17 protein-coding genes are annotated in these 16,513 nt (G+C 51.5%); 7 read left to right on the top strand and 10 right to left on the bottom strand.

Features of this window, described 5'->3' with window-relative positions; genetic code table 11:
- Positions 1–34: 34 nt before the first annotated feature.
- Entirely contained in the window at positions 35–715 is a 681-nt protein-coding gene (locus tag DUE52_RS08645) for a Uma2 family endonuclease (protein ID WP_114405597.1), read from the top strand.
- A 7-nt stretch (positions 716–722) separates the two neighbouring features.
- On the opposite strand, the gene DUE52_RS08640 is transcribed toward DUE52_RS08645, so the two are convergent.
- A complete protein-coding gene (locus DUE52_RS08640; RefSeq protein ID WP_114405596.1) occupies positions 723–1,163 on the bottom strand; it encodes a WapI family immunity protein in 441 nt (146 codons plus the stop codon).
- Positions 1,164–1,555: 392 nt separating this feature from the next.
- Between DUE52_RS08640 and DUE52_RS08635 the strand changes: the two genes are divergently transcribed.
- Positions 1,556–1,933, top strand: coding sequence for a response regulator (locus tag DUE52_RS08635; RefSeq protein WP_114405595.1), 378 nt, complete (start codon positions 1,556–1,558; stop codon positions 1,931–1,933).
- A 63-nt stretch (positions 1,934–1,996) separates the two neighbouring features.
- Positions 1,997–2,758 (top strand): MBL fold metallo-hydrolase, encoded by a 762-nt coding sequence (locus tag DUE52_RS08630; RefSeq protein ID WP_114405594.1) that lies wholly within the window; start codon positions 1,997–1,999, stop codon positions 2,756–2,758.
- Positions 2,759–2,849: 91 nt separating this feature from the next.
- On the opposite strand, the gene DUE52_RS08625 is transcribed toward DUE52_RS08630, so the two are convergent.
- Positions 2,850–4,034, bottom strand: coding sequence for an AGE family epimerase/isomerase (locus DUE52_RS08625; RefSeq protein ID WP_114405593.1), 1,185 nt, complete (start codon positions 4,032–4,034; stop codon positions 2,850–2,852).
- Between the two features lie 131 nt (positions 4,035–4,165).
- Positions 4,166–4,426: a hypothetical protein gene (locus DUE52_RS08620; protein WP_114405592.1), complete on the bottom strand. Its 261-nt coding sequence runs from the start codon at positions 4,424–4,426 to the stop codon at positions 4,166–4,168.
- A gap of 74 nt (positions 4,427–4,500) precedes the next feature.
- On the opposite strand from DUE52_RS08620, the gene DUE52_RS08615 reads away from it, so the two are divergent.
- Positions 4,501–6,105 carry an NFACT RNA binding domain-containing protein gene (locus DUE52_RS08615; RefSeq protein ID WP_114405591.1) on the top strand — a complete coding sequence of 535 codons (1,605 nt, stop codon included), beginning with the start codon at positions 4,501–4,503 and terminating at the stop codon, positions 6,103–6,105.
- Between the two features lie 4 nt (positions 6,106–6,109).
- The gene (locus tag DUE52_RS08610; protein WP_222930263.1) at positions 6,110–7,570 is read left to right on the top strand and encodes a BNR-4 repeat-containing protein; all 1,461 of its coding nucleotides are present in this window, start codon (positions 6,110–6,112) and stop codon (positions 7,568–7,570) included.
- A gap of 95 nt (positions 7,571–7,665) precedes the next feature.
- Here DUE52_RS08610 and DUE52_RS08605 read toward each other — a convergent pair whose 3' ends face one another.
- Positions 7,666–9,684, bottom strand: a complete 2,019-nt coding sequence (locus DUE52_RS08605; RefSeq protein WP_229312111.1) for a M1 family metallopeptidase — start codon at positions 9,682–9,684, stop codon at positions 7,666–7,668.
- Between the two features lie 136 nt (positions 9,685–9,820).
- Positions 9,821–10,504, bottom strand: a complete 684-nt coding sequence (locus DUE52_RS08600) for a DUF4230 domain-containing protein (RefSeq protein WP_114405589.1) — start codon at positions 10,502–10,504, stop codon at positions 9,821–9,823.
- A 102-nt stretch (positions 10,505–10,606) separates the two neighbouring features.
- On the opposite strand from DUE52_RS08600, the gene miaA reads away from it, so the two are divergent.
- Positions 10,607–11,539, top strand: a complete 933-nt coding sequence (miaA, locus tag DUE52_RS08595; protein ID WP_114405588.1) for a tRNA (adenosine(37)-N6)-dimethylallyltransferase MiaA — start codon at positions 10,607–10,609, stop codon at positions 11,537–11,539.
- Positions 11,540–11,614: 75 nt separating this feature from the next.
- Here miaA and DUE52_RS08590 read toward each other — a convergent pair whose 3' ends face one another.
- The 5 genes from DUE52_RS08590 to DUE52_RS08570 all read right to left on the bottom strand — a co-directional run bounded on the left by DUE52_RS08590 (position 11,615) and on the right by DUE52_RS08570 (position 15,748).
- Positions 11,615–11,923, bottom strand: a complete 309-nt coding sequence (locus DUE52_RS08590) for a rhodanese-like domain-containing protein (protein WP_114405587.1) — start codon at positions 11,921–11,923, stop codon at positions 11,615–11,617.
- Between the two features lie 42 nt (positions 11,924–11,965).
- Positions 11,966–13,876 (bottom strand): T9SS type A sorting domain-containing protein, encoded by a 1,911-nt coding sequence (locus tag DUE52_RS08585; protein WP_114405586.1) that lies wholly within the window; start codon positions 13,874–13,876, stop codon positions 11,966–11,968.
- The gene (locus DUE52_RS08580; RefSeq protein WP_114405585.1) at positions 13,873–14,661 is read right to left on the bottom strand and encodes a PASTA domain-containing protein; all 789 of its coding nucleotides are present in this window, start codon (positions 14,659–14,661) and stop codon (positions 13,873–13,875) included. Before DUE52_RS08580 ends, DUE52_RS08585 begins: the two co-directional genes overlap by 4 nt.
- 55 nt (positions 14,662–14,716) lie before the next feature.
- Positions 14,717–15,322, bottom strand: coding sequence for a riboflavin synthase (locus DUE52_RS08575; RefSeq protein WP_114405584.1), 606 nt, complete (start codon positions 15,320–15,322; stop codon positions 14,717–14,719).
- 66 nt (positions 15,323–15,388) lie between these two features.
- The gene (locus DUE52_RS08570) at positions 15,389–15,748 is read right to left on the bottom strand and encodes a sugar 3,4-ketoisomerase (protein WP_114405583.1); all 360 of its coding nucleotides are present in this window, start codon (positions 15,746–15,748) and stop codon (positions 15,389–15,391) included.
- Between the two features lie 100 nt (positions 15,749–15,848).
- On the opposite strand from DUE52_RS08570, the gene DUE52_RS08565 reads away from it, so the two are divergent.
- The gene (locus DUE52_RS08565; RefSeq protein ID WP_114405582.1) at positions 15,849–16,478 is read left to right on the top strand and encodes a DUF1684 domain-containing protein; all 630 of its coding nucleotides are present in this window, start codon (positions 15,849–15,851) and stop codon (positions 16,476–16,478) included.
- Positions 16,479–16,513 lie beyond the last annotated feature (35 nt).

Genomic DNA, 16,513 nt, shown 5'->3' with positions numbered 1-16,513 from the left:
TTTTTTCGTATTTTTATAAAAATAGATTTTCACTATGATCACAAGCCGCGTTGCTGATTTACTGGAAGCGCCGGATGCCAGACTGGTTATCGAACGGGCACAGGCTATTTTGAACGACGAAGCACAACGGCGTAAAGAATTCCGGGAGTGGCTGCGCGATGATGTAAAAGCGGAATTTATCAATGGTGTGGTTGTGATGCACTCGCCGGTTAAGCGACAACATCTAAATGCCAGTGAAAACCTCCTGATGCTGTTAAAAGTATATGTTAACAAACAGGATTTAGGTGAAGTAAATACTGAAAAAGCGCTGGTTGCGTTGTCCCGAAACGATTACGAACCCGACATTTGCTACTGGAACAAAGAAATAGCGGCATCGTTCCACGACGATCAGATGGAACATCCCGCCCCGGATCTTATTGTTGAAATTCTTTCCCGAACCACCACCGGGCGCGATCGCGCAACGTCCGTTGGGGGAATTAAATTCGAAGACTATGCCGCGCACGGCGTTCGGGAATACTGGATGATCGATCCGGTTCGGCAGTCACTGGAGCAATATAAACTGGACGAAGATTTGATGGCTTTTGAAGAAAATGCGGTTCTCTTTGTGGATGACACCCTCGAAAGTCTGACGATCCCCGGATTCCGGATTCCGGTGCGGGCCATTTTCGATAAAACCGTCAATATGCACACCTTACAGGAATTGATCAGGAAGTAATAGGTTCTTAATCCCGCACCGGAAAACGCCCCAATTGCCCTTCCAGGTCCGAAATAGCCCGCTCCAGTTCGTCGTTGTTGGGACTGACCGACAACCAGAACGGTTTGTAGGGGTCGCTGTACCAATCCGGGGCCGCTTCCTGATCCAGTTTAATCCCGAATGAATACCCACTCAAGCCTTTCGACGAATTGCTGAAGCCCAGGCACGGTTCTACGAACGAAAGCCGGGGCGAAAGCTCCCGCTGAGAAGCCACCGAACGCATCCAGTTGATCAGCAACTCAATTTCCCAGGTCGATAACAGGGGCGCCGTTGTCGTATACTCTTTGTTCCGATAGCGGGTTTTCAAACTGATCAACAGCCAGTTACGATCCATGAAGTACTGCGAATCGCTGTATTCATAGTCCAGAATATCCAATTCAAAAGAAGCTTCGGGGCCAGTCAGTTTCATGGGTTAGACAATCAGGCGGTCTGTTCAAGGCAGGCCGAAGTACAATCAACACAATCTCGCAGCGCAGTTCAGGCACGGGGCAGCCAAAGCGAATCGGGGAACAGAACCAGGGAAAACCGGGTCTCAACCGAAAGCCAATAGCCATTCAAACACAACCAACACGTAGGTATAAACGTAAAGTAAAAATACAAAAGGGATAGAATTTTATAGCATTTTCCGTTTAAAAAATTTAACTAGGCAAGAAATAATTCAAAGTCACCTCTTTATCGTCTGATAAACGAAATTAAGTAGGGACTGTACACGAACATTTTTTTTGTGTTATTGGAATAGTCGTTAATTTCACCTGTCCAAACTTCCTGTGAAGATACAGTTCACCACAAGCCATTGACTTTATGTCTACCAAACGAGTACTGATTGCCGAAGACAGCTCCGTTATCCAGAACCTTGCCCGTAAAATTCTTGAATTCCAGAATTACGACATCACCTCCGTTAAAAACGGGGAGCAGGTATTGCAAATTCTGGAAAAGGAAGATTTCAGCATCATCCTGCTGGATATTAACATGCCCGTGATGGATGGCATGGAGTGCGTACGCCGGGTGCGGGCGCTCGACGACAAGGAGAAAGCCGCGGTTCCCGTTGTAGCCATCACCGGAAACGCGAAAAATTATACGGAGGAAGAATTTAAAACCGCCGGCTTCAACGATGTGCTGGTGAAACCGCTGAACTTCGACCGGCTGGTCGAAGTCGTGAATCAGCTAACGGATAAATAAGGTGTGAAGAGATGGAGGAGTGTCCGTTAAATCACTCCTCCACTTTTCCTTCCTTCAATCCTTATGATTGTTACGCTCCTCGGAACAGGAACATCCTCCGGTGTGCCGCTGATTGGTTGTGCGTGTGACGTATGCCGCTCGATTGACTTCCGGGACAAACGGTTACGGACCTCCGTTCATCTTGACATTGATGGAAAAAGCTTCGTTGTCGATACCGGCCCGGATTTTCGACAACAGATGTTGCGCACCGGCATCCAACGACTCGATGCGGTGCTGTTTACGCACGAACACAAAGACCACACCGCCGGGCTGGACGAAGTTCGGGCTTACAACTTTCTACAGGGGCAGGATGTTCCTGTCTATGCCCACCAGCGCGTCCTGAACCAGCTTCAGACCGAATACGCCTACATCTTCGCCGAAAAAAAATACCCCGGCATTCCGCGTCTCCAGTTGAATGAGATCAGGAACGAACCATTTGAAATTGAAGGGGTTCTATTCACACCGATCGACGTATTGCACCATCGGTTACCGGTTTTTGGCTACCGCATTCACAACTTCACCTACCTGACCGACCTCAATTACATTTCTGACGAAGAGCTGGAAAAGGTGTACGGAACGCAGATTCTGGTGCTGGATGCCCTGCAAATCGAACCCCATATTTCCCATTTTACCCTCGAACAGGCCCTCGCTCTGGTGGAACGAATTCGGCCGGAACAAACCTTTTTTGTCCACATGAGCCACAAAATTGGTCTTCACCGGGAAATAGAAAAACGACTGCCGCCGTCGATCCGACTGGGTTACGATGGACTGAAAATTGAAATGTAAAGAGAAGGAAGAAAGGAGGAGTGGAGAAAGGGAAAAAAGGAAAACCGCCTACTTCTTCCCTTACTCCCCTCCTCCTTTCTTCCCCTCTTTTTTACCCCAACCGGTCCACCATTTCGATGCACGCCCGGCCGTTGTGATACGGGCATTTCCACATACTAATTTTGGTATTTCCCAGTATTTTGTGGTTTTCATCGATGCCGCTATACCACTCGCCGTTCTTCTTGTCGAGCATATAGGTTTTAATAAACTCCCAGTTTTTCAGCGACTTATCCAGAAACTGCTGCTCCTTGGTTAGCTGATACGCATTCATAAAACCGACCATCGCTTCGGCCATGACCCACCACGAGCGTTCGCGGTTCACATGGTTTTCTTTGGGATCATATTCGTAGTTCATCCCGCCGTCGGCTTCCAGGCCGGTGGCAGCCGCCCGCGCCATTTTCACGGAAAGCGCCTTGATGCGTTTGATTAACGCTTCGTCGTGTAGGGCTTCGGCCGATTCGACCAGCAGCCAGGATGCTTCGATGTCGTGGCCGTAGGAAATGGCGGTTTTCCGGACCTTCCAGTCATCGTCCATGAACAGATTCATCCGGTACGTTTTCGGATCGACGATGTATTTCTCAAAATTGCCGATCAATCCGTGAATGTGCTGGTTCAGACCCTTGTCCGGCCAGGCGCGGTAGAGGTTGGTGAATGCCTCCAGAATGTGGAGGTGCGTATTCATGGTTTTGCTTTCGTGATTGTCTTTTTTGCTGATTACGTAGTCGTCGGCCATGCCCGACCAGTCGCGGGTCATCGACTCGTAAAAACCGCCCCGTTTGGGATCGTAGGCGTGTTTGATCATGCGTCCGTAAATATCTTTGGCAAAATCCAGGGCGGACTGGTGTTTGGTGGCCCGGTAGTATTCGCTCAATCCGTAGATCGCAAACGCCTGACCATATTGTTGCTTGAAGGTTTGCAGCGGCTCGCCTTTGTAGTCGACGGCCCAGTATACCCCGCCGTGTTCCTTATCCCGAAAATATTTTTCGATGTAGTTGTAGGCTCGTTCGGCGTAGGGCAGGTATTCGTCATGCTGCATGTGCCGGGCGGCAGCGGCAAACGTCCACATGATGCGGCTGTTCAGCACAATGCCTTTGGCGGCATCGGTTTTCGGCACGTTCTGGTAATTGACCTGGCCATAATACCCCGCAATCGGATCAGGGCCGTATTTCTGCCAATAGGCCAGAATGTCTTTTAATTCCTGATTGAGTTCCTGACGGATCGCTCGAAGGTCAACCATAACAAGGTTAGGAAAGTATAAAGAAATATCGAATACTGAACATTGAATAACGAATATCGAAATAATGAAGTGAATTATCCTACTTCGCTATTCAATATTCGTTATTCAGTGTTCGTTATTCGATATTTCTTTTAATTTCCTGAATCACTTCCGCTCCGGGACTTACTATGACCGCTGTGTCCATGTCCTCCACGCTCCTCCTGCAATTCGGCTTTCGTTTTGCCAGTGTGGTCTTCTTCAGGCTCCTGCTTGGTTTTGTCCCGATTTGACCGGGATTTCTCCATGTTCGGCGTTTGGCCCGATGTATCGCGGGCGTTGTAATTCCGGTTATTATCGGAACCGGGCTGCTTGTCGTTCGAACCGGGGAGGTTCGTGGTTTTGTTGTGTGCCATGAGTACAGATAATTTGGTAATAAGAATTGAACAGGTAGTAGGGAAAATTGTTTGGAGCGGTACTTTTGCATCCTATGCACACCAATTACTATTTTCTCCGTCAGCTTGCTCCTGCCCTGAAACCGCAGTTGATCGGACTGAAACTCATGGAATGTTTCAGTCAGGATCGGGACGAACTGGTGCTGGTGTTTGCTCACGCCCGGGGGAAAGTCAATTTTTACCGCCCGTTTTTCATCAAAGCCACCCTCCGACCCGATTTTTCGGGCCTGCTGTTTCCCGAAACCATTCAGCGCGCCCGCATCAACAGCGTCGATCTGTTCGAGAATTTGTATGACCAGCCGGTGATCGATGTCCGCTCGTTTCTGAACGAACGCTGTCTGGCTATTACGCTGGAAGGCGGTTTTACGCTGCTGTTCAAATTCTTCGGAAACCGCCCCAATCTGCTGATCTTTTCGGACGATGCGGTGATCGACCTGTTCAACAACAAACTGGCGGCCGACACCCAACTCGTTCTGTCGGCTCTCGACCGACCGCTCAATCAATCGTGGGAAGCTTACGAACAAAGCGGTTTCGACCACCGGAAGTTGTTTCCGACCTTCGGGAAACTTGTCAATGCGTATCTGGAGGAAAAAGGCATTAAAGAGAAAGACGAAAGCGGGAAGTGGGCGTTGATTCAGGAAACCGTTCGGCAACTGGAACAACCGCGCTTTTACCTCACGACCTTCCAACACAAACCGGCGCTTTCACTGATGCTGTACGGCGAACCGATCCGGCAGGAATTTACCGATCCGCTCGAAGCCAGCAACCGGTTTTTCGCCAGCTTCATGGGTCAAAATACGCTGGAACGCGAGAAAGGCGAAGCCCTCCGGTTATTGGAAAAGCGACTGAAACGCACCAAAGCGTCCATCGACGCCAACCTGCAACGACTCATTAGCCTGGACGAATCGGTTAAGAATGAGGAAGTTGCGAACATCTTGATGGCCAATCTGCACCAGATTCCTGAAAGTCCGGGGGCGCGTTCGCCGGAGGTGGTAGAACTGGAAGATTTTTACCGGAACAAACCGATTAAGATCAAGCTCAAAACCGACCTAAGTCCGCAGAAAAATGCCGAACACTATTACCGGAAAGCGAAAAACGAGAAAATTGAAACCGGTATTCTTCAGGAACAAATCGAAAACCGGGAGTTGGAAGTTCAGCAACTTCAGAAACAAATCGAACTGATTCAGCCGGTGGAATCGCTGCGGGAGTTGCGGAAATACCTGAAAAAGAATCCGATCAAAGAAGAAAAAGCCGCCGATGGAACCGCCCCTCTGTTCAAACAGGTGATGCACGAAGGGTATGTCATTCTGATTGGCCGCAATTCGAAAAACAATGATCTGCTGACGCAGCAATACGCCTACAAAGACGATTTGTGGCTGCACGCCCGCGACGTGTCGGGTTCGCACGTCGTCATTAAATACAAAGCCGGAAAGACTTTTCCGAAAACCGTCATCGAACGGGCGGCTGAACTGGCAGCCTGGTATTCCAAACGCCGGACGGATTCGCTTTGCCCGGTTATTTACACACCCAAAAAATTCGTCCGAAAACCCAAAGGGCTGGCGGCCGGTCAGGTGAAAGTAGAAAAAGAAGAAGTAATTCTGGTGGTACCGAAAGATGAAGGACTGCTCAAAACCGCTTAACCCCATGATGTTCCGTAGTATATTGATTATCACCAGTTTTCTGGCTTCCATTTCCGTTTACGCTCAGGTCGAAACCCTCAACCGGAAGGCATCCGGCTACCGGGGCATCTGGTATTTTATCGGCGACACCAAAAACGACTATGTGTACAAATACAGTGGCGGTTTGGGAACCTATCCGGCCAATCATTACCCGTTTTCGGTCTATGCCCCGGCGGTCGGGCGGACGTTTTTCTGTTACGGGGGCGTCACCGACTCCAGTTCGCGGGAGTTATGCCACATGGTCGGTTTCTTCGATCACAAAACCGGCATGGTGTCGCGCCCCACGCTGGTGCTGAACAAACAAACCGGCGATGCACACGACAACCCGGTTATTCAATTGGATAGTCAGGGGTATATCTGGCTTTTCTCCACCTCGCACGGCACCGAACGCCCGTCGTTTATTCACCGGAGCCGGAAACCGTATGACATCAGCGCCTTCGACCGGATGGAAGCCACGCGTCGCGATGAAAATGGCCAAACCATTCCGTTCAACAACTTCTCCTATCTGCAAACGTATTACCAGCCCGGTAGCGGTTTTTTCAACCTGATGACCCATTACGACCGGGGCGTTTTGCCCTACGGCGCCAAGAAACCCCGCCGAACGATTTCCTACATCACCAGCCCGGACGGCATCACCTGGTCGGCCTGGCAGGATATTGCGACCATCGAGGAAGGCCATTACCAAAGCAGCGGGCAGCGGGGCCGCAAGATTGGCAGTGCGTTTAATTACCACCCCAACACCAAAGTCGGTGCCGGACTCGACTACCGCACCAATGTCTATTACGTGGAAACCGACGATTTTGGCAAAAGCTGGCATACCGCCGACGGAAAACCGGTTCAGTTGCCCCTCAAAGACACGCTTAATGCCGCCCTGGTGAAAGACTACCGGAAGTTGGGCCGGAATGTATACATCAGCGATGTCAACTACGATGCCGCCAACCGACCGATCATTCTGTATGTCAGCAGCAAAGGCCCGGAACCGGGACCTCAAAACGGCCCGTATGAATGGCACGTAGCCCACTGGACCGGCAAGCAGTGGGCAATCCACACCGTGGCGCAATCGGATCACAACTACGACATGGCGTCGCTGGTGGTGGAAGGAAAAACGTGGCGCATCATCGGCTCCTTCGATGCCGGGCCACAGCCGTTCGGCACGGGCGGTGAACTCTCGCTGCTGGAAAGCCGGAATGCCGGAAAGTCCTGGAAAACCGTGAAAGCCGTCACGCAAAACAGCGTACGAAACCACGCCTATCCCCGTCGACCCGTGGTAGCCCATCCCGGTTTTTACGCTTTCTGGGCCGATGGCAACGCCCGAAAACCGTCGGCCTCTTTTCTCTATTTCTGCAACCGGGAAGGCCAGGTGTTTCAATTACCGGCGGAAATGAAAGCGGAGATGGAAAAACCGGTGTTGGTGGGAGGGAATTAATTTCAAATATCAAATGATGAATGCTAAATATAAAAGTAGCCTGATGCTATTCACTTTTATATTTAGCATTCATCATTTGATATTTGAAATTCCTTTTATTTAGCGATTAAAACCGCTTTCGTCAGTCGCCGGTCGCCGGTGGTCAGCGTCAGGTTATAGCGTCCGGCCGGCAGGTGGAGCACCGGCCAGGTAACCGTATGCCGTCCGCTGGTAAAAGGCCGGTCGGATAAGGTAATTACTTCCTGCCCCGCCAAATTGGTCAACACCAGCCGCCCCGTAAACGCCCCGGCCACATCGATTTGGGCCGTTAACTGATCGCGGGCGGGATTGGGCAAAACCGTCAGTTGCGTCGCCGGAACCGGGTCGTTCAAAGCCGTAATAACTTCCGTTACTTCAACCTGCTTCAAAATCCAGTTGTTCGGATCAATTTGAATTTCAGTCGGTTGCCCTTTTACGGTAAGCTCGAACGTCTGATCGGCACTGTTGTTCACGACGGTAATCAGCGTATCGCCCACCGATGTTTTCACCAAAACCGGCACCGGCATCGTGAAAAAAGCCGGGTTGGCCGTGCCGGTGGTTTGCTCCAGCCGCAGGTTCACCCGGTATTGATTGGCTTGTCCCGCCAGGGCTCCGCTGCTCCATTTCACGCGGTAGGTCGGGTAATTCTCGCCGTAAATCCACTGCTTGAAAAAATAGTCGAGCGGTTTTCCGTAGACCTGCGACGAAATGGCGGCAAAATCCTCCGTGGTAGCGGCTTTGTAGGCAAACTCCGAAGCGGCATATTTCTGCAAAATCTCCCGGAATTTCTGATCGCCCACGATGCCCCGAAGCATATGCAGGACGGTAGCGCCCTTGTAATAGGTCCGGTTGGAATCAAAGATGTTGTTCACATTGGCCAGATCCTGCACAAACAGCGTCCCGCGTGCCCGACGGGCCAGCAGCATATACGAATTCATGTAGGAACGAAGCAAGGGTGTTCCCCCGACGGATTCCCGGTACAGCACTTCCGCGTAGGACGCAAAGCCTTCATTGAGCCAGATGTGTTCCCAGGTTTTGCAGGTGATCTTGTTGCCAAACCACTGATGAGCCAGTTCGTGCGCAATCAGATCGGTGTTGAAGGCCCCCATCGAGCTGATGGTCTGGTGCTCCATGCCTCCGCCCCACCCAAACTGGGCGTGGCCGTATTTTTCCTTGAGAAACGGATACGGCCCAAAGTAATTCGTAAACACCTCCAGCATGGCCGTGGTCTGGTCCAGCGTTCTTCGCACGTTGTCGGTGAGGGCTTCGGGGTACAGATAGTGCGTCACCGGCATCGAGTCCGTGGGCGATGAACGGAAGGTTTGTTCGTAGAGCGCATAATTCGACATCGCTACCGAAATCAGGTAGTTGGCAATCGGATAGCGGTTTCGCCAGCGGTACGTACGCGTGCTGTCGGCGTTGTCGATGACCCGTTCCAGCCGCCCGTTGGAAACCGAAACAAATTGCTTCGGAGCGGTAATCCAGACATCCGACGAATCGGCTTTGTCGGCCGGGGAATCTTTACAGGGAAACCAGTCGCGGGCACCATACGGCTCACTCAGACTCCAGATAGCGGGTTGATTTTGAGAACCATGCGTACCAAACGTAAAGCTTCCTAATCCCGTTGCACCCGGTTTTCCCTGGTAATAAACCGTTACGGTCAGCCTCTGATTTTTGCCCAGTGGCTGGGTGGGCGTAATGGAAAGCTGGTTGTTTTCCTGCGAAAACGCGAGTTTCTGCGCACCGGTTTTCACCGAATCAGCTTTCATTTCATTGGCCAGATCCAGGAAAAACCGGCTCAGGTTGTCGCCCGTGCTGGTGAGGCCAATCGTGGCGGCCCCGCGCAGGTAATTGGGCGTATAGGTGATGTTCAGGTCGAGTTTGTAATAGGTCACGTCGATGCTCGCATCGCCAGGGTATTGAATGCGCGCCGACCGGCTGGTTTTTGCCAGCGACCCAAAGTAATTCAGGCGCGTGTGCTGGCACGTTGCAACGCCATCGTCGGGTAATTGAGCGGACGCGGTGAGGCAAACAAAAAGCAGGCCCAGCGTGTGAACCTGCTTCCGGATCATTTTTTCAGCGAAATGTGTCTTCATACTAATAGGACTTTCGCTTTTACCCCTAAATTCCCTAAAGGGGACTTGGACACCGCTTCAACCGGATGCAAAAAGTCCCCTTTAGGAGAACGGGGCAAAAGCGAAAGTATAAAGAATTATCAGATGTAAGTCCTAACTAGTTTTCTTCATCCAGGATATCCCCCGGCAACGCTTTGGGCTCAGCTTTCAGTTGGTCGTATTGCTGCGTCAGTTCCGTCAGTTTGCGATGTTCCGCTTCGGGTAATTCGAGCTGCCAGCCCATCGTTTCGGCCAACTGGTACATCATAAACTGAATCTGGTTGTTGGCAATCCGGGGCAAATCGCTCTCCATCGCGCGGTCGAGCATCGTTTGTTTGGATTCGTCCAGCAGCCGGGTGTAATCCTCGCTCCGGAAGTGATTCAGATAGCCCGGATCGATGTCGTAAAATTTATAGTCGGTATCGATCGACAGCACCTGCGGTTCAGGAAACGATTCGATGATGAGCTTTTTCTCGCCCGACTCCGGCTGCCGAAACCGGATCTTTGCAAAATCGAACCCGACCAGCACTTTGGCCTTCGCAATGATTAACGCTTTTTTGGGATCATTTATGAAATACAGAAACTTTTTATCATCCTGATAACTCAGAATTTCTGTAAAATACCCTTCGGCCATCACCACCTTAAAGACTTTCTCGATCCGGTCCAGCAAAATCGTGGACTCTTTGCGAACGTCGGTGATCGGATTGTCCTTTTTTTTGCGCCACCAGTTGGAGAGCGCGACACCGCCAAAACCGCCCAACAGCAGCGTAATGAGAATGAATAACGTATTCGAAGACTCCATAGAAGAGTTGGATAGTTGACGAAAGGTACAGACTTTTGCAGTTCTACCAAACAGGGCCTGCTTTCCTTTAAGACGCTAAAAAAGGGAATTGGTTTCTACTCCATGACGAATAAATTATTGATTGTCATTGCCGGCCCCACCGCCGTCGGAAAAACCAGCCTGTGCGTCCGGTTGGCGAAGGTACTGCAAACCGACGTCGTCTCGGCGGATTCGCGGCAGTTGTACCAGGAACTCAACATCGGAACCGCCAAACCGACCGCCGGAGAAATGCAGGGCGTCCGGCACCATTTCATTGACTCCCACAGCATTATGAGCCCGGTCAGTGCCGGGCAATACGAGCGGGAAGCGCTGGCGGTGCTGGATGAACTGTTTCAGAAAAAGGACGTGGTGATTTTGTCGGGCGGAACGGGACTGTACATCAACGCGGTCTGCTTTGGCCTCGACGATGTTCCGCAAGCCGATCCGGCCCTGCGTGCCGAACTCATGAATCGGTTCGAAACCGAAGGGCTGGAGCCGTTGCAGCAGCAACTCCGGCTGCTGGACCCGACGTATGCCGAAACCGCCGATCTGCAAAATTCGCAGCGCGTGATCCGGGCGCTGGAGGTCAGTTTAAGTTCAGGCCAACCCTATTCGTCTTTCCGAAAACAGGAAGTTGCGGGTCCGTCATCGCCCCGGCCGTTTCAGATGGTCTTCATCGCCCTGGATCGTCCGCGGGCGGAGCTTTACGACCGCATCGACCGCCGGATGGATGCCATGCTCGCCAGCGGTTTAATCGAAGAAGTGCGCTCGCTCCTGCCCTACCGGCATTTGACGGCTTTGCAAACTGTTGGTTATAAGGAAGTTTTCGGGTATCTGGATGGTGCGTATGACATGGCCGAAATGGAGCGATTGCTCAAACGCAACTCCCGGCGCTACGCCAAACGCCAGTTGACGTGGTTCCGAAATCAGGGAAATTACCAGTGGTTTGGGGCGGAGGAAGAAGAAGAAATCTTATTTTTTGCTAATGAAAAATGTAAAATATCGAATGATGAATGATAAAGTAAAAAGCCCAACTGGCCGTCCTTTATAATTTATCATTCAATATTTTACATTTATAATTTCCTTTTGGGCTTATTGCGCTTTCCGCTCATTTTCCCGATACGCCAGAATGCCCCCGATCAGGTTGCGGACGTTGGAAAAACCGTTCTGCTCCAGGAACTGCTGCGCGCGGGCGCTGCGGGCTCCCGACCGGCAGTGGATAATAATTTCTTCGTCTTGCAGGTCTTCCAGTTCGTCGATCTGGCTGGGAAGACTACCGAGCGGATACAGTCTCCCGCCCAAGTTATCTTCATCAAATTCGTATTCTTCGCGAACGTCGATCAGGTTGATTTTTTCGCCTTTGTCTAATCGTTCTTTCAGTTCCTGTACGGTAATGTCCATGTCAATCGTGTTTTGTCATTCATCAGAAAGGCAAAAGTAGGGTTACTTTCTGACAATTAATTTCTGGACCACGGTCTTTTTACCGTCTGACAGCCGAACGAGGTAAAAACCGTCCGCTAACTGACTGACGTTTAGCTGATTTTGCCCAAGTGCCGGACGGGCATTGACCAACAGCCGACCGTTCAGATCGAGGATTTCAATCTGCTGAATGGCCGGGTTTTTCCAGATCAAAATACCGGAACTGGGATTCGGAAACACCAGCAGTTGGGTTATGGCTTCCACGTCGTCGTCGATTCCGGTGATGGGAGCATCTTTTCCGGTTCCCATCACGGGCCGGATCATCGGCACCCCGCCCGGATTGTTGGGGTCCCAGGACGATCCCCGACCTTCAAAAACCTGATTGCCGAACGGGCTATTTTTGTCGAAACCGATGGCCACAATATAGTCTTCACTCACCTGTGTCCAGCCGACGTAAAAAGTGTCGGTAACAGCTACGCTATACTCGAACGGAATTTCAACAAAACCGCTGCGGGAATTGGCGTAACTGATGACGGCGGCCTTCTGATACAGTACCCGACCCGGTCTTCCCCGGTCGTCGGCATACAGGCTAAAAACCGCCACCTGCCCGGTGAGGTTCGTTTTCACCGGCGCAAAACAGACCTGAAGGGCAGACACCGCATCCGGTTTGTTCAGCAAAAACCGCATGGCCACCCGCCCTTGCCGTTGCGTATTCTGAATCGCGGCTTCGGCGGTGCCGTCGTCGTAGGCATAATAATTGTCCAAAACCGTTGCCGACGCGATCGTGTCGTTCCGGCGGAGGTTGACGCCGGGAATCGTGTCTGTGGTCTGAACCGCAAACTGGGTTTGTAACTGCGCTTTTTCTCCCGCGAAACTACCGGGCAGTGGTTGCGGTTTCATGGTTTTGGGCTGCGAACTCAGCGACGCAATTCCTTCCGACGGTGACTGGTACTGCTGAAAAACCGTACCCGTTAGCTGGTCTTTGACAACCGTGCGGAAGGTCGTAAAGTTGAAGTTATTGAACAGATTGACGATGTCTGTTCGGATCGTATCGGCGGTTTCACCCACGGGGTTTAGCCGGTATTGCTTCATCGGCATGGCCGAATACCGTTTCAGAAACGACGAAACCGGTTGCCGGGTCGCAATGTCTTTGATATACAGATTGGTGGCCGACCGGCCCTTGTCCATATAAATGTAATCGAGGTGCCAGGTATCGAACGCGCCCGAAGTCCGGCCAAAAGCCTCGAACCGGAACTGAAAAGCCGCGTGAAGAAACCGGGCCTGGTTGACGGCGACGAACGACTGCGTAAAATTATTGTTGGCCGTGTCGCCTTCCTGTCTCCAGACGGTTTCCCAGGTGCCGGCATTGTTCAGAAACTGAAGCCGCAGCGAATCCTCGGCATCGGGCAGTTCGCCCAGCCCTTTTCGTTGCCAGTAAAAACTGAGAAAAATCGCATCCGCAGCCGACATTCCCGCCAGATCGATCGGGTTGGCCGTCAGCGTATCGGTTGGCCCGTTCGCGTCCTGATCCAGAAAATCGTAGGGCATCCCGTTGGCTTTTAGTCCGTCGAAGGTCGCGACGTTCAGCGAAGGGTGGTTGATGGGGAGTGTGTTGTTGATGTAAACGCTGCTGGGTTGCCACAGTGCCGGGTCAGGCCGGTCGACCGACGTAGCAAAATCGTCGAAAAAAGGCAGTTTCAGCGCCTGAATCCGGGCTCCGGCGGTTGCCGGTTTGGCGGGTGTGAGGGCATTTGGAAAGGATTCAATCGGGACAAGCCGGATCTGCGCGGAAGCGGTCGGCAGGCCGACAAAAGCCGCAAAAACCAGACTATAGAAAACCGCCGGACTACATGCATGACTAACCAACCGTAACCAGCCGGCAACAGCCGATGGATGACAAAAAACCCGCCTGTTGCTTGCTATAAGGTGCTTCATTCTTCCTGCGTATCATCATTTTCGACCGGCCCAACCACCCAGAGGTCAATCACATCGCCCACGCGAATGGTCGCACCGGGTCGGGCAGCCGGGTTTTGGCGAACCACCGTGCCGACTTCTTTTTCAGGATCTTCTACAGGAAGAATCGTGCCAACCTGCAAATTAGACCCCCGGATTAACATTTCGGCTTCGTCGCGTGGTTTACCTACAACGTCAGGAACGGCAAACATAGTATTGCCCAGGCCGTCGCCCACCACAATGTCGATTTTTGATCCTTTGGCAATCCGCGTACCCGGCAAAATTTCCTTTCCTTCGTAGAGTTGCTGCAAAACCGTACCCTGCGCCAAGTCGGGAACGTATTTCAGTTTTCCCATCTGTAACCCGTTGCTGGACAGCGCATACTGCGCGCTAACGTACGTCTGATCCACCAGCTTGGGCATGGGAATCATCGGCGGATTTTCGGTTGTAATGGTGATGTAGATTTTCCGTCCTTCTTTGACTTTAAAACCGGCTTTGGGATACTGCGAAACCACCGTCAGCGGCTCGGCACCGGCTATATAAGTAGAATCCTCCACTTCAAACCGGAGGTCGTGATCACTTAAAAAATCCTCCAGCTCCGACGTATTCATCCGGCTCAGATCCGGAACCGTGATCGTCTGGCCGTGGTGGGTGGTAAACGGGAGATACAGGAAGAAAAAGCCTAAAAACAGAACGGCCACCAATCCGATCATAATCCCGATATGGGTGAGCAGGTCGGTCGTCGTACGGGTGCTAATTTTCGTCATGAAATCAAGGTATGAACGCTGGGATAAACCACAATATTAGCGGTTTGCCGGGCGGTTATTGATACAGGCCCAGCATTTTTTTTATGTATTTCCCCACCACATCGAACTCCAGATTGACCACATCGCCCACCTTCAGGTCGCGAAAGGTCGTGTGTTCGTAGGTGTAGGGAATGATGGCTACCCGAAACGAATCCGGTGCCGAATTAAAAACGGTCAAACTCACGCCATTGATACAAATGGAGCCTTTCTCAACGGTAATATTGTTCTCTTTGGGATCATTAGAGAAGTTACGGTATTGAAAATCGAACAGCCAGCTTCCATTTTGGTCGGCAATGCCGGTAACAATTCCCGTTTGGTCGACGTGGCCCTGAACAATGTGGCCGTCGAACCGGCCGTTGGCGGGCATACACCGCTCCAGATTGACCCGGTCGCCGGTTTTGACCTGCCCCAGATTGGTTTTCTTCAGCGTTTCTTCCACCGCCGTCACGGTATAGGCGTCCCCACTCACCGATGTCACCGTCAGGCAAACGCCGTTGTGGCTCAAACTCTGGTCAACTTTCAATTCGGGGGCAATTCGGGATTGCAGATGGAAAGTGAGGTTGGTACCCTCGGCGGTGATGTCGGTCACCTCGCCGGTCGCTTCAATGATTCCGGTAAACATAGTACGCTTAATCTTGGATAATGCACTCAATACGGCTAACAGGATGTGGAGGAGAAGAATTCCTTTTCACCTACCGGTGTCAAAGTCGGCGGGGTCTTCATATTCATTGGAGATCACCAGCAGGAAAGCACCGCTCGTCAGTTCCTCAATCTGATGCCAGTCTTCCGGCTCCAGGAGCAGGCATTTCCGGGGATCATCCAGCACAAACCGGGTCGACTGCGCCCCGCTCTGCGTTTGAATCCGGCAGTTCCCATTCAGGCACAGAATGGCGTGCCAGGCCTGGTGATACCGCCGACCAATCCGCAGCGTTTCTTCAGTTTCGTAGATATAAAAAACGCGTTTGATCGATCCCGGCATAATTTTTTCAATCACGGTCAGATTTCCGGAATCGGATTCAAACGTATCCAAAAACAAAAGTTGAGCCATATTTTCCCTTTACTCGCGTCAATTTGGCGGTAAACTACTGCAATTTTCCTGCAAAAACACGCTATGAATCTGTAATTTCACGGTTCAAAACTATCCTGTTATGCTTCGGAATCGTTTTTTGCTGGTGGGTCTGTTTCTGATTGTGCTGGCGATCATCTACTATTCTTTTTTCGACGCGGGGAATACCGACACGCCGTCGGTGACCAATCCGGAATCCTATCGTCTGGAAGTCCTCCAGAAGCGGAAAGACAAAGAGGAATTCTTCCGAACGAGCAGCGAGTCGCCGTTTACCGACAAAACCAAATTCAAAAGTCTGGTCTATTTCAACCCCGATCCAGCCTACCGCGTTGCGGCCCGGCTGGAGCCTTTCGCCGACAAAAAGAAGCTGGTGGTTCCCCTGACCGATGGCAGTGAGGAAGTCTACGAAAAATACGCCCATGCGGTTTTTACGATCAACGACGAGTTGTGCCGTTTGCTGGTGCTCAAACACGACAACACGCTGTCGGTTCTCTTCAAAGACCAAACGAGTGGGAAAGAAACCTACGGCGGTGGTCGCTACCTGGATTTCAGCCCCGACGACGTGAAGGAAAACCGCCTGGTGATCGATTTTAATGAAGCCTATAATCCGTATTGCGCCTACAACCACGAGTATGCCTGTCCACTGCCTCCAGCCGAAAACAGCCTTCCGGTTGCGGTTCGGGCGGGGGAGAAATATGTTGAAATTAAATGATGAATGATGAACGATGAATGCTTTACAACCATCCA

Source organism: Larkinella punicea (genome assembly GCF_003334855.1).
GTDB lineage: Bacteria > Bacteroidota > Bacteroidia > Cytophagales > Spirosomataceae > Larkinella > Larkinella punicea.
Note: the sequence above shows the minus strand (reverse complement) of the source record. Positions and strands in the feature narration are given on the sequence as shown.